The organism is Streptococcus sp. HMSC062H02 (assembly GCF_001813005.1).
In the GTDB taxonomy this organism is placed as follows: domain Bacteria; phylum Bacillota; class Bacilli; order Lactobacillales; family Streptococcaceae; genus Streptococcus; species Streptococcus oralis_S.
In genome coordinates this window covers 37,830-50,828 of the sequence record NZ_KV811130.1, presented here as the reverse complement: position 1 = coordinate 50,828, position 12,999 = coordinate 37,830, and the positions used below count along the sequence as shown (strand labels likewise).

Sequence of the window (12,999 nt, the reverse complement as noted above, 5' to 3'; positions counted from 1 at the left end):
GAAAGAATGTTCAATGAAAAATATAAAAGTAAATGCCTTGGCCAGCTTGCTGGTCAATATTCTCAATATCGTTTTTCCACTGATAACCAATCCTTATCTGACGCGGATTCTCAGCAAATCCAATTACGGTTATTTCAATACAGCCAATACCTGGGCAAGTTTTGTTATTCCACTAGCTGCCTTTGGAATATACAACTACGGGATTCGAGCTATTAGTAAGGTCAAGGATGACAAGAATAAAATCAACTACGTCTTTTCTAAGTTGTTTTATATCTCGGTTTTTACCTCTCTCCTGACGACAGGTATCTACTTCCTCATTATCTTCTTTGACACCAGCATTGAGAATCTGAAAGTTCTCTACTACATCCTAGGGGCTCAAGCACTCTTCCAATTTCTCAATATCGAATGGATGAACGAGGCTTATGAAAACTATGCCTTCATCCTCTACAAAACGTTAATTATTCGAATTACCATGCTGGTCGCTATCTTCGCCTTTGTTAAAACGGCAGATGATATTGTTCCTTATGCTATCGTTATGACAGCGACCACTATCCTCAACTACCTGCTCAGTTTTCTTTGGATTAAGAGAGAAGTTTCTTTTGTTAAGATTGGTTTCGTCGAATTAGTCAAAGCTTCTAAACCGCTCTTCACTATGCTTCTCTTAGCAAATGCTAATATGCTTTATACCTTGCTAGATAGAATGTTTATCACCAAGGGACCGGATGAGAACTATATTTCCTACTATACAATTGCCTATAGTATCGTCATGCTGATTGCCAGTGTCTTGAGTGGAGCTATCAACGTCAGTATTCCACGCCTTGGCTACTATCTCGGTAAAAAGGATTACAAGTCCTATAATTATCTCGTGAATCAAGCGGCATCCTTATTCTATTTCCTTATGGTTCCAACTAGTATCGGGATCATGATATTGGGACGGTACGCAACTGTTATTTATTCTTCTGAAAAATATCTTGAAGCGGGTATCGTAACTAGCGTCTTCGCTTTTCGTACCATCATTTGGGCTATAGAGTTGATTCTTGGTAAACAGATTATCTTTATCAACGACCATGAAAATTGCTTAACTGCCTTCTACTTCCTTGGTGGTGGGGCTAATATACTATTAAATAGCATCTTGTATTTCAATAATATTTTTGCACCTGAGTATTACATCGCTACGACCATTATCGCAGAAACTATCGTTGTTTTACTTGAAATTCATTTTATCAAGAAACACCAACTGATTAGTTTAAAAGAAATTTTTATAACCTTAACACGTTATAGCATTATATCCCTTGGTTTTATCCCAATCTTCTATATTTTCAAGATGATTTTCCAAATCAATTCCTACACAGTAAACTTCAATATGATTCTCATGGTTCTGTCTACCGTAGCAACTTGTGGTATCTATTACCTCTTGACCCTCTTTATTACCAAAGACAAAACACTCCACTATGCACTGAACCTTGTACTTGCTAAATTAAAACGAAATTAAAAAAATCCCCTACTGATAAATTAGTTGTCAGTAGGGGATTTCTTCTTTATTCTTTTTCTTTCTTTTCAGAAGCGTTGGCTTCTAGATTTGAATCTTGTTTAGGTTGTTCAACAATAGAGGAATTAGCTTCTTGTTTCTGTTCTGGCTTGACTGCATCGCTATTTACAGCAGCAACAGCCTGTTTCCAGATTCCTTCTTCGTTTACTTTGTAACCATCAGGTGTTGTTGCGTTCTTCAACAAAGAACCATCAGCTTGGAAATAGTACCAATTACCATCAAGCTGTTTCCAACCCGTTTGCATAGCTCCTGATTCATCAAAGTAATAATGATCACCATTTACTTTATGAAGGCCAACCAACATGATGCCATCTTCAGGATTTAGATAATACCAGACGCCTTTGTCTTTTATCCAACCAGTTTTCATGGCTCCATTTGATTCAAAGTAACGATAATGATTATCAAACCATTTCCAGCCTGTTTGCATGGCACCAGATTTGCTAAAGTAATATTGCTTACCATCTACTTGATGGAGGCCGACTAACATAACGCCTTCCTTACCTTCAAGATAATACCAGGCATCACCATCTTTCAACCAACCAGTTTGGAGTGCGCCCGACGTAGCGTAGTAATGCCAAGAATCATTTGACCACTGCCATCCAACTTGCATAGTACCTGCAGAGCTGAAGAAATAGTTCTTACCGTCAATCTCTTTAGATCCTACAGCCATAATACCTGTTTCTGGATCCAAATAATACCATGATTCTTTATCTTTCAACCAACCCGTTTTCATAGCACCTGAGTTCGTATAGAAGTACCAGCTATTGTCTTGCCACTTCCAGCCAGTCTGCATGGCACCACTAGCATTCAAATAGTAACGAACACCATTTATATCTTGTCTGCCAGTTAACATGATGCCATCTTTATCCAGATAATACCATGTTTCCTGATCCTTGACCCAGCCAGTTTTCATAGCTCCAGAACTTGCAAAATAGTTCCAGTGACCATCAACAAAGGCCCAGCCAGTTTGCATGATACCTTCTTGATTAAAGTAGTATGTGCTTCCATTGATATTCTTTTTACCGATGGTCTTTAGCCCATCCTCATCATAGAAATACCAATTTGAATCAATCTTTTGCCAAGTTGAAGGCTTACCTGCTGTTTGGAGTGCACCACTTTCGCTAAAGAACATCTTCTTGCCATTATAGACTTGATGTCCTGTTAGCATCTTCCCATCTGCTGCAAAGAGATACTTTTTCCCTCCGATTTCAGAGAGCTCGCTAAATCGTCTAGCACCATTTGATTGGATATAATACCAAGAGTCATCTAGTTTGAACCAACCACCAGTTTGCATTTTACCATTTTGGTTCAGATAGTAATCATTCCCTTTGGCATTTTCTCCCCAGTCGTCGTTAAGGTGAAGCCAGCGACCTGCTTGCATTTGTCCTTTTCCATTAAAGAAGTAAGTGGCTCCACCAATCTCTCTCCAGCCGATAGCCATTTCTCCGTCAGTCAAACGATATTTCCAATAACCATCTTCTTGATACCATTTTTCGTCAACTACAGGGATATCAGGGAAGGTATTTGAAACATTTGCAAATCCTTTATCGCTAATATCAAAAACGGTAGCGTCTTGAGTTTGGCTAGCGGCATGCAGAACCTGAATATTTTTCTTCTGAAGGTATTCTCTGGTTGAAGCAACATTAATATCTCCACCAGTTGTCTGAATAATCATTTTTGGTGATAAGTTTTCAAGGAAATTAATCGTATTTGAAATTGTCGCATCATAATGATGGTTCCATTTCATCATATCAACCTTGCCGATAACTGGACCTAACTTATCTTCTGCTCCCTCGGCATTATCCAAATCTCCACCAAGATAGATTCTCTTTCCTGCCACAGTCACTACTGAAACAATGGAGTTGGAGTTATCATCTCGAACTTTTTTCAGATTCCCTTCAGCATCATATTCATTCTTATAGTTGTAGAGTTGGATATCCATATCACCTAATTTTAGATGACTATCCTCATCTGAAATATTCTGGATAAGAGTAACTCCTCGTTTTTGAGCTGCTCTCAAAGCATTATCATAATTGAAAAGATTATCCCATAGTCCCCAGTTTGCTGTGATCCGATCATCTGAATATTTTTTCAAATAAAACTTACCGACCTGATATCGATTGAGTATTTCGTCTGCTCCACCAATATGGTCACTATGAACATGAGTTCCTATAATAAAATCTAATTTTTTTACACCTATTTGATCCAAGTGGCGAATCAATCGATCCTCCAATACTTGATAATTTCTCATGGAAATTCCCCAGCGGCTTGGATAGCGTGGGTCACTCCCATCAGGGAAGTCATAGTCTTCACCCATATCAATCAAAGCATAGTGACCATTGCTTTCCAGAAGGATGGCATCACTCCCAGATTTTGCTTTAGTATTTATGAAATGGATACGATTGCCCGAACCTGCAGAGATGGTATCTGCATCTACTCCTTGCGATAACTGAATCAGTAATAGAAAGAATGCGAGAACACTATAGCTGACTGATTTTAATAACCATTTATTTTTCACCTTGAAAACTCCTTTATCTTAACAATAAGCAACTTTTTTAATCTAATCAATCCAATAATTTTTATCCCCTCCTGGGACTTGTTGCTCAATAGGCGGTGGAGTCATATAGTTTTCTCCAAATTCGTAGACAAGTATTTCATGGTATTTTCTCGGAACCTTGACCACAATGTCTTCATAAGGCATATCAATCAAATCATAGAGCCATTCTTTTTTTATACCATTTGGATAATAAGGGTCATAGATAGTACAAGTAAGATCTGTTGCTTGATCTACACTATACTTCAAAGCAAGGCTCTCTAATTTTTGATTCCATAGTTGTGGGGAAGTTAAGCGGAAAATAGCTGATCCCATATAACGAGGGAGGTTTTTTAGTCCACCATTCTCAGACTTGATCCCTTTAAAATTCAAAGAAGAAAGGCGAATGAAATATTTGTAGAGCTTCATTTTCTTACGGTCACTTTCCTGTGTTACGACACCATCATAAGGAAAAATGTCAACGCAAGTTCCCAATACGACCGTTGGGTCTACGAGGTTAGCATCTCGACGAGTCCTTACATCATAGACTCTCATATAACTGTATGGATATCCCTTTGTTTCTCTGAATGAAATCAATTTGTAGTAGGGATGATTTTCATTTTGTAAAACCTTATACAGTTTTTCAAATTCATCACGCGCCAAGGAAATATCTGTATCATCATCCCAAGGGATAAATCCTTTATGGCGTACAGCCCCTAGTAAGGTTCCAAAATCAATAAAGTATTTGATTTGATGTTGTTCACAAAGATCATGTAGATACTTTAAAATATCCAATTCTACTTGCTTTATTTCTTCAAGAGTTAAAGTTCTTTCAGACATAGGTTCTATTCTCCTAAATTTGACTATATTTTTAAACGTTTCTTAATCCCAATCCCGTCATTTAGACCTTTTAACAATCTTCCATAATTTAAAATCATGATGAGATACTCTTTGTTCAACCGGTGGCAATTGCATATAGTCTCCGTAGTCTGAGGTCAAAATTTCATGATAATTTTTCGGAATGGTAAATTCCTTACCTTCAAATGTTCCAGTAGTAACTTGTTCCAGCCATTCACGTCTCCACACTGGTTTGTTCATATCCTTGTAGATAAGATAATCCACCTGCTCATAATCTGAGACTTTACGGGATTTTGCAAGCTCTTCAATCTGGGCAACGTATTTGTTCGTATTGGTAAAATAGAAAATAATAACTGACACATAACGTAGCAGTGAATTCAGTACACTTTTCGTATTGGTAATGCCTTTAAAGGTGTAGCAACTCAATTGACGTTTCTTTATCAGTTTCGTCATCTTGTTTTTAAATTCTACGTCATCCTCGTAGCCATCTACAGGGAAAATATCTACATAGATTCCCATATTCGAATCGATGCGAACATCTTCTTCCAGCAAGTAGGTATGGTTATCCTGCACTTTCATGAAGGGATAGACATAGTTGAGATTATTTTTATAAGACATGACCTCGTAACGTTTATCAGGGTTAGCGATAAGGTAGTCTTGCAACTTTTCATAATCTTCTCGTAACATGCAGATATCCATGTCATCATCCCAAGGGATAAATCCTTGATGGCGAACAGCACCAATTAGACTTCCATATGCTAAGAAATACTTGACACCAATTTTCTGACAAACTTCATGAATATACTCCATGATTCCAAGTTCCATCTGTTGAATTTCATTGATGTCTGTTACTTCTTGGTACCGAACTCCTTCATCTCGTTTGCAGACTACGAGTCCATAGCCAATCGCTAGCCAGAAGATGATATTAATAAAGTTGGTTGAATACATAATCTGACTTTCAAATAATTGACCAAACAAGATACCAAAGAATAGGATCATGATCAATTTATCAGTATTTTTCTTGGAAACAATCAAATACGTTAAAAAGCGCTTGATGACATAAGCCAGTACAAGAAGGAAGGATACCAAACCTAGAACTCCCGAACTGACAAATATGGTCACAAAAATGTTATGGAAATTCCCACCGATAAGGGAGTTTTGAATCTCAAATTTACTGAAATATTCTGTGTAATAATCTGGAACATTTCGTACACCATAACCAAAAATTGGTTTGGCACTTCCCATCTTGATGGCATTTTTCCAGATATAGGTTCTACCACTTGGTGTTGTTTCGATTAGATGGAGCTCACCGTTTTTCTTAGTGACAGACGAATCTGTCTCAGCATAGGATTGTCCATTGTTTAAATCTAAGACAGTCGCAGTTTCAGATGAGATATAGATTGAAGTTACATAGCTTAATCCAATATTAGTTGCAGTAATCAGCAAACCAGCAACTATAAAAGTGAGGAATCGTTTAACGATACTTCCTCTAGTAGCAAAGAAACTATAGAGTCCAATCATGAGAAGTAAAGAAAGTAAGGCTCCTCGACTTTGCATCGTAGCGAAGTAAACGAATTGAATCACATTATTCAGTTTAAGATAAACAGAATATTTACTTCCTTTATGGATCAAATACATAGCCAAAATAATGCTAATGTATGAAAATATCGCACTAGCATTTGGATTGACAATCCCCCACAGACGGCCATTCATGACACCATAGTAATAAGATTGTTCGCCAATCTTAAATAGGATGAGGACTCTACTTATCAATAAACCAAACGCAAAAATTGCTGAAGAAAAAGATACAATTTGAACCGTATAGGCAATCCAGTCAAATAATTTTTTAAGTTGCCCTGATTGTAACATGGTAAATAATAAAACATAGGTTACCATGAAGAGGATTTCAATCACATTTCCAATCAGATGTCCTGAGCGATTGAAAACAGCTGATAGCAGATGACTTCCAGCTAAGAGTCCAAATAAGGATAGAAATTTGCGATCTACTGTGATTTCTTTCCACTTAAACAATAAAGTATAGCAAATATAAAGCACTACAATCGCTGATAATCCCTTGTAGAGGGGATTTGCTATCTTATAAACCAGTGAACTCATACTTAAAATCGAAATAAAAACAAATAGATATGCAATCCATAGTTTTGATTTTTCAAAGTATTCATCCATTTTTGAAAAATTCATTTTCAACTCCTTCTCATGATATTAGTTTTTTAATCCAACAATTTTCTTATATAGCCATGGAGAAATGACAAGTGAAAGGATTGCTATCTTGCGAAAAGTGGTGAAATAAGCATCCTTCCATATTTCGCGTCGGTGCTGAACAATCCAAGTCCTCAGCTCGGCTTTCTCCTTTTGATACTCTTCACGTGAAGTAAAGATAATTTTATCGTAAACTGTGATGTACGACCAACATTCTCTATTTTTTAATTCGTATTTTAAATTAGGGAAGGCTTGTGAAACTTGAGCAATTATTCGCTGATAAACTTCTATCGTGTCAAATACATGTCGATTAACAGATGTTGTTGCACTTCCCTCACGGTGATCATAATAATAAACAGGTTTGTCAATAAATACGCAACTGCATCTTGTCTTTAGTAGCAATTCAGTTAAAAATAGAGCATCTTCAGCTAGGTGATAATTGGTATTAAACTTTTCATCCGCAAGCAGGTCTCTCTTAAACAGTTTTGCGACTGGAAAAAATGATGTTCTGGTAGTCATCAGTAGTTCCTTCATGGTTTCTTCTGTTGACCAGAGTTCTGTTTTTCCAGAATGTGGAGGTAGGTCTATTACAATGCCATTTTTGATATGGTGTAGAGGAGCAATTACAAAGCCTACATTCAACCCTTCAACTGCACTTAATAAAGTAGCTAGGTAATCTTGGGTAACGAAATCATCGCTATCAATAAAGGTAACCCAAGAACCCGTCGCTAGCTGAATTCCCATATTTCTAGCATTTGAAACTCCAGCATTCTCGATATGATAAACCTTGATATTCTCATACTGAGATGCTAAGTGATCACAGATCTGTCCACTGGAATCAGTAGAACCATCATTAATTAGGATTAACTCAAAATGGGTATAAGTCTGTTGAAGAATCGACTCCACACATCGCTCCAGATAGGCTTCTACATTGTAGACTGGAACGATAACGCTTATTTTTTCTCCCATCATGCTCCATATTCTCCCTTGTACTCTGTGTAGCTCTTGTCCATGTCTGCTATAATAGCATCATGATGCGGTACTTGCTTGTCCGCTGGCGGCGGTGTCATATAGTCCCCAAAAGCAGTGCTGAGATAGGCATCATAGCCGACTGGGATGGGCATCTCAGTTCCTTCAAATGGCAAGAAAAGATTGTCTTCAAAGGTTGCGATTGGGTATTTGTTTCGCATGTAGCCAGGACCTGAGCATAATTCCGTAATTCCATCGCTCTCAGCCAGACCATACTTGGTCATTTCTTTTTCAGCTTTTTTCCAAATGCGATAACGTAGAGATTTTGGAGTCATGCCGAGTAAGATACGACTTCCCCATTTCATGACTGTACCATGCTTTTCTGGGATAGTTTGCGCACAAAAGAGTGAATAAATCAGGGCCCAACGAACTTGTTTCTTACGCTCAGCTGGATTTTTAGGATAATAATCCAAAGGTAAAACATCCAAGGCCAAACCGTGTGGCAAATCCAAATCCTTCTGATAAGGCTTGATACAAGTGGTTTCCTTATCACGAATGGTAATAAAAAGGTTACGGTCTACAAAATCTTTGTTACTCTTTGACAAGAAATAACGCTCATCTGCATAACGAGGCCACAGTTCTGCTAATTTTTCATAGTCCTTACGTGGCATGAAAAAGTCTAGATCATCATCCCAAGGAATGAAACCTTTGTTACGTAGGGCACCAATGGCTCCTCCACCACAGAGATAGCACAACAAATCATGTTCTTTACAAAATGCGACGAAATATTCAGCCATTTCCAGACTACGAGCCTGAATCGCTTTCAAATCACTCATGTCTCTCCTCTTCTGTCCAATAACGAGTTATATCGTTTTATTATACCATAAAAAAGTCCTAAAAATCCATCAGATACTAAGAAAAATCAAAGCCTAAACCACTTTTTCACTGGTGATTCAAACTTTGATTTTTTTATCGTATTCTATCTCATTCCCATTTGGGCGAGTTTGGTCTGGTATTTATTTTGATCAACTAGAAGTCCTTGTCCACCATAGATATCATAAGCGTCCACCCAGTCACCAAGTTCTGGGATGGTGAGTCTTTCAATGCCATTTTGAGCACCTTCTAGGACAGATAAGCCATTGGTCAACAAGAAGCTATATGGTAGATTTGTTGATGTCATGCCAAAGACTTTTCCAAGTGCCTCTGATCCCGTAAAGAGCTTGGTTGGATCTTTGATTTGCTCAAGAACTGCTGACATGACTTGTTGCTGACGTTTGGTTCGGCCATAGTCTCCCTCATCATCATCACGGAAGCGAGCATAGTTCAGCAAGGTGGACCCATTCATCTGCTGTTTTCCAACTTTGATAGTTTGAGTTGGGGACTCTGTCTCTGTTGCATGAAGGTCATCTCCAACTGTGGCTTCTGTCAAAGGTTGACCATTCAATGTTGAGAATTGAGCATCAATCGTTACTCCGTCAGGGAAGAGGGTATCAATGGCTGTTGCAAAAGCCTGGAAGTCGACCAGGGCATAGTACTTAATATCCAAATCAAAGTTGTCTTTTAGAACCTTGCGGACCATCTCAGCACCTTTTTGCCCTTCTTGTTCCCCAAGTTCATAAGCAACATTGAGTTTGTTATCCGTCTGTTTCTGGCCATTTACAATCTTACTGTACCCATCGATATAAACTAAGTTGTCACGCATAAAGCTGACTAGCTTGATCTTCTTATCCGATCCACTGACATTTAGTACCATGATTGTGTCGGTACGGGTCTCCGCACTATTTTGACCGATACGGCCATCTGTCCCCATGACTAAAATATTCACACCATCTTTGGTATCCTGACCGTTAAAGACCTCTACTTGAGCCGCCTTGGCGTCAGCTGGCTTATTTGTTGGATTGGCTGCTGACTGGAATCCTCGAAGAAACATAAAAATCATCCCTGCAAGCACGCATGTAATCAACAGCAAGAACCAAGTCAGTATTCGTTTAAAGCGAATTCTTCTCTTTTTCTTTTTGACTTTAGGTTGAGGAGCTCCCTTTTCACGTTTCTTAGACCGGCTTCTACTGCCATAAGTCGGAAGATCAATATCTCTACCCCAAGTTTCTTCTTTTTCTTCTTGGTGGAAATGGTGAACTTCAGACTTGGGACCTGCCATTTTCTGTTGCAGATAATCAAACTCCCTCCGTTCACGGTCGTTGAGGTAATGGATATTTTTGAAGAGATAGTCATAACGTAACTGCTCGTGATGACTTAAAGGATTTTCTTTGCTCATTGACTCTCCTTTTCTATATCAGTTATGGTAAAAATCGGGTAGGTTCCCAGTATCTTGTGCTGGATTCCAATGGCTTCTAGTTCTTGTCTGGCAAAATGAACCAGTTCTTTGTCACTATAGTCTACATCGATAATGAAAAAGTATTCTCCCAAGGCTGTTTTAAGGGGGCGACTTTCAATCTTTGTTAAGTCAATCCCTCTCCAAGCAAAGGTCGAAAGTGCCTTGTAAAGAGCACCAGGTAAGTTGTCTGGTAAGGTCAAGGCCAAACTCATTTTTTCAGCTTGCGAGTTCAAAGGAATCTTCGGTATCTCTGCCCCTAACACCCAAAAACGTGTGAAATTGGCTTCCATTTCCTGAATATCCTCGGCAATTAATTCCAAGCCATATTCTTCAGCTGAACTTTTAGGAGCAATAGCTGCATAAGGCTGATCTGGATGTTCCGAAATAAAGCGGGCCGCATAGGCTGTACTAGCAGTCACCTCGATTTGAGCCTCTGGATAGTGTTCATCGATGAATTTTTTTCCCTGAGCCAGAGCCTGAGGATGAGAAAAAATTTTCTCAATTTTTGACTGACCTGGAACTGCCATCAGCTGCTGGTGAATGGATTGAACGATTTCTGCCACTGCTTGGATGCGAGCCTGGTGAAAAAGGTAATCCAAACTTTCATGGACACTACCTTCAATGGAGTTTTCAACTGGTACCACAGAATAGTCCACCAAGCCCTGTTCATAGGCCTTGATAACATCTGTGATATTGGCAAAGGCATGCAATTCCTCTTTGGGAAAGGCTGTCTGCACAACATGATGCGAAAAAGATCCCTTGGGACCTAGATAGGCAATTTTCATCTCAGTTCCTCTATAATTTCCTCTGGGCTTAACTTGGTCACATCCAAAACCCGACTGGCTACTTCCTCATACCAAGCTTGTCTTTCATGGAAAATAGCTGCTAGTTCTTCCTTACTATTATTTAGAAACAGCGGGCGCTGATTGTCCTTATCAGCTGCGATACGTTGGTAGAGGGTTTCAAAATCTGCTTTTAGGTAGATGTTATCAGGATTGGTTTTGAGCAAGTCACGATTTCTCTGAGAAATGACAACTCCTCCGCCAGTTGACACAACTCGGTCCGTTTTTAGTAAGTCAGCTAGGACTTCTGACTCTACTTGACGAAAGGCATCTTCTCCCTTTTCAGTGAAAAAATTCGCAATGGACATGCCCAAACGTTCCTCGATTAAGGCATCCATATCGATGTAGACTGGGTCCAATCCTCTAGCGATTGTCGATTTGCCTGCCCCCATAAATCCGAGTAATACCTTAGCCATGAATCAAAGTCTCCAAATCATCAAAGAAGCTAGGATAGCTGGTATTGATGGCTTCAGCACGGTCAAGCTCCACTTCTCCATCCGCAACCAAGAGGGCTGCGATGGCTGTCATCATGCCGATACGGTGGTCACCAAAAGTATTGACTCTAGCACCGTGAAGGGCTGATTTCCCTTTGATAATCATTCCATCTGCTGTAGGAGTAATATCTGCTCCCATGCTATTTAGGGCGTCTGCCACCACCTGGATGCGATCTGTTTCCTTGACCTTGAGTTCCTCAGCATCCTTGATAACTGTTACACCTTGGGCTTGAGTCGCTAGAAGGGCAATAATAGGCAATTCATCAATCAAACGTGGAATCAAGGCACCACCAATCTCTGTTCCTTTCAAGTCTGAAGACTCAACAGTTAAGGTTGCAGATTTAGCGACTGGATCGATTCCAGTTATTTCCAATTTTCCACCCATGGCGCGAATGACATCAATAATACCAGTACGCGTCTCATTGATGCCTACATTCTGCAGCACCACACGAGAGTTTGGAACAATCAAACCTGCGACCAACCAAAAGGCTGCACTGGAAATATCTCCTGGAACAACTACCTTTTGTCCGATCAGTTTTTGTGGTCCTTGAACTGTGATTTTCTTGCCATCCACACTTAAATGGCCACCAAATTGTTGCAACATATCTTCGGTGTGGTTACGAGTACATTCTTTCTCGATAATAACGGACTCCCACTGAGCCTGCAAGGCTGCAAATATCAAGGCAGACTTGACTTGCGCAGAGGCGATTGGCAACTCATAGTGAATCGGTTTTAAATTTTTCGTCCCTTTTAGGCGAAGAGGGGGGAGGTCTCGCTCTGTTTGCCCCGAAATGCTAACGCCCATTTTTTTCAATGGAATCGTCACACGGTCCATAGGACGTTTAGAAAGACTATCATCTCCAAACATCTCTACTTCGAAGTCTGCACCAGCAAGAACACCTGAGATCAGGCGAATTGAGGTGCCAGAATTTCCCATATCCAAGGCGTTTTGCGGAGCTTTTAAGCCATCCATGCCCACACCTTGAATGGTAATCACACCGTCTGTATCCTCAATTTCAACACCAAGGTCACGAAAAACCTGCATGGTTGAAAGTACATCCTCTCCACGCAAAATATCATAAACCTTAGTCTCGCCCTCAGCCAAACTTCCAAAAATAATCGAACGATGGCTAATAGACTTGTCACCTGGAACCCGGATACTGCCATGTAAGTGGCGAATGTTTGTTTTTAGTTTCATAGTT

At 39.5% G+C, this 12,999-nt stretch carries 10 protein-coding genes; 1 reads left to right on the top strand and 9 read right to left on the bottom strand.

Going from position 1 to position 12,999, the window contains the following annotated elements; all coding sequences use genetic code 11:
• The first annotated feature begins 13 nt into the window (after positions 1 to 13).
• Positions 14 to 1,492 carry an oligosaccharide flippase family protein gene (locus HMPREF2885_RS06445; RefSeq protein WP_070657523.1) on the top strand — a complete coding sequence of 493 codons (1,479 nt, stop codon included), beginning with the start codon at positions 14 to 16 and terminating at the stop codon, positions 1,490 to 1,492.
• Positions 1,493 to 1,538: 46 nt separating this feature from the next.
• On the opposite strand, the gene HMPREF2885_RS06440 is transcribed toward HMPREF2885_RS06445, so the two are convergent.
• From HMPREF2885_RS06440 to aroA, 9 genes are all read right to left on the bottom strand, one after another.
• Complete coding sequence (locus tag HMPREF2885_RS06440) at positions 1,539 to 4,067, bottom strand: MBL fold metallo-hydrolase (protein ID WP_065371883.1); 2,529 nt, start codon at positions 4,065 to 4,067, stop codon at positions 1,539 to 1,541.
• A gap of 42 nt (positions 4,068 to 4,109) precedes the next feature.
• Positions 4,110 to 4,922: a LicD family protein gene (locus HMPREF2885_RS06435; protein ID WP_000004176.1), complete on the bottom strand. Its 813-nt coding sequence runs from the start codon at positions 4,920 to 4,922 to the stop codon at positions 4,110 to 4,112.
• A gap of 57 nt (positions 4,923 to 4,979) precedes the next feature.
• Complete coding sequence (locus tag HMPREF2885_RS06430) at positions 4,980 to 7,139, bottom strand: LicD family protein (protein ID WP_070657522.1); 2,160 nt, start codon at positions 7,137 to 7,139, stop codon at positions 4,980 to 4,982.
• Between the two features lie 21 nt (positions 7,140 to 7,160).
• Positions 7,161 to 8,129 (bottom strand): glycosyltransferase family 2 protein, encoded by a 969-nt coding sequence (locus HMPREF2885_RS06425; RefSeq protein WP_070657521.1) that lies wholly within the window; start codon positions 8,127 to 8,129, stop codon positions 7,161 to 7,163.
• Entirely contained in the window at positions 8,126 to 8,962 is an 837-nt protein-coding gene (locus HMPREF2885_RS06420) for a LicD family protein (RefSeq protein ID WP_065371886.1), read from the bottom strand. Before HMPREF2885_RS06420 ends, HMPREF2885_RS06425 begins: the two co-directional genes overlap by 4 nt.
• Before the next feature lie 143 nt (positions 8,963 to 9,105).
• Positions 9,106 to 10,401, bottom strand: coding sequence for an LCP family protein (locus HMPREF2885_RS06415; protein WP_065371887.1), 1,296 nt, complete (start codon positions 10,399 to 10,401; stop codon positions 9,106 to 9,108).
• Positions 10,398 to 11,246, bottom strand: coding sequence for a prephenate dehydratase (gene pheA / locus HMPREF2885_RS06410; protein WP_065371888.1), 849 nt, complete (start codon positions 11,244 to 11,246; stop codon positions 10,398 to 10,400). The genes HMPREF2885_RS06415 and pheA overlap by 4 nt, the downstream gene beginning before the upstream one ends.
• Complete coding sequence (locus tag HMPREF2885_RS06405) at positions 11,243 to 11,719, bottom strand: shikimate kinase (RefSeq protein ID WP_065371889.1); 477 nt, start codon at positions 11,717 to 11,719, stop codon at positions 11,243 to 11,245. The genes pheA and HMPREF2885_RS06405 overlap by 4 nt, the downstream gene beginning before the upstream one ends.
• Positions 11,712 to 12,995, bottom strand: coding sequence for a 3-phosphoshikimate 1-carboxyvinyltransferase (gene aroA / locus HMPREF2885_RS06400; RefSeq protein WP_049550381.1), 1,284 nt, complete (start codon positions 12,993 to 12,995; stop codon positions 11,712 to 11,714). Before aroA ends, HMPREF2885_RS06405 begins: the two co-directional genes overlap by 8 nt.
• Between the last annotated feature and the right edge of the window lie 4 nt (positions 12,996 to 12,999).

Bases quoted from the DNA above. Each gene is read 5' to 3' on its own strand.
- HMPREF2885_RS06445 (WP_070657523.1), top strand. From the start codon at position 14: ATGAAAAATATAAAAGTAAATGCCTTGGCCAGCTTGCTGGTCAATATT.
- HMPREF2885_RS06435 (WP_000004176.1), bottom strand. From the start codon at position 4,922: ATGTCTGAAAGAACTTTAACTCTTGAAGAAATAAAGCAAGTAGAATTG.
- HMPREF2885_RS06430 (WP_070657522.1), bottom strand. From the start codon at position 7,139: ATGAATTTTTCAAAAATGGATGAATACTTTGAAAAATCAAAACTATGG.
- HMPREF2885_RS06425 (WP_070657521.1), bottom strand. From the start codon at position 8,129: ATGATGGGAGAAAAAATAAGCGTTATCGTTCCAGTCTACAATGTAGAA.
- HMPREF2885_RS06420 (WP_065371886.1), bottom strand. From the start codon at position 8,962: ATGAGTGATTTGAAAGCGATTCAGGCTCGTAGTCTGGAAATGGCTGAA.
- HMPREF2885_RS06415 (WP_065371887.1), bottom strand. From the start codon at position 10,401: ATGAGCAAAGAAAATCCTTTAAGTCATCACGAGCAGTTACGTTATGAC.
- pheA (WP_065371888.1), bottom strand. From the start codon at position 11,246: ATGAAAATTGCCTATCTAGGTCCCAAGGGATCTTTTTCGCATCATGTT.
- HMPREF2885_RS06405 (WP_065371889.1), bottom strand. From the start codon at position 11,719: ATGGCTAAGGTATTACTCGGATTTATGGGGGCAGGCAAATCGACAATC.
- aroA (WP_049550381.1), bottom strand. From the start codon at position 12,995: ATGAAACTAAAAACAAACATTCGCCACTTACATGGCAGTATCCGGGTT.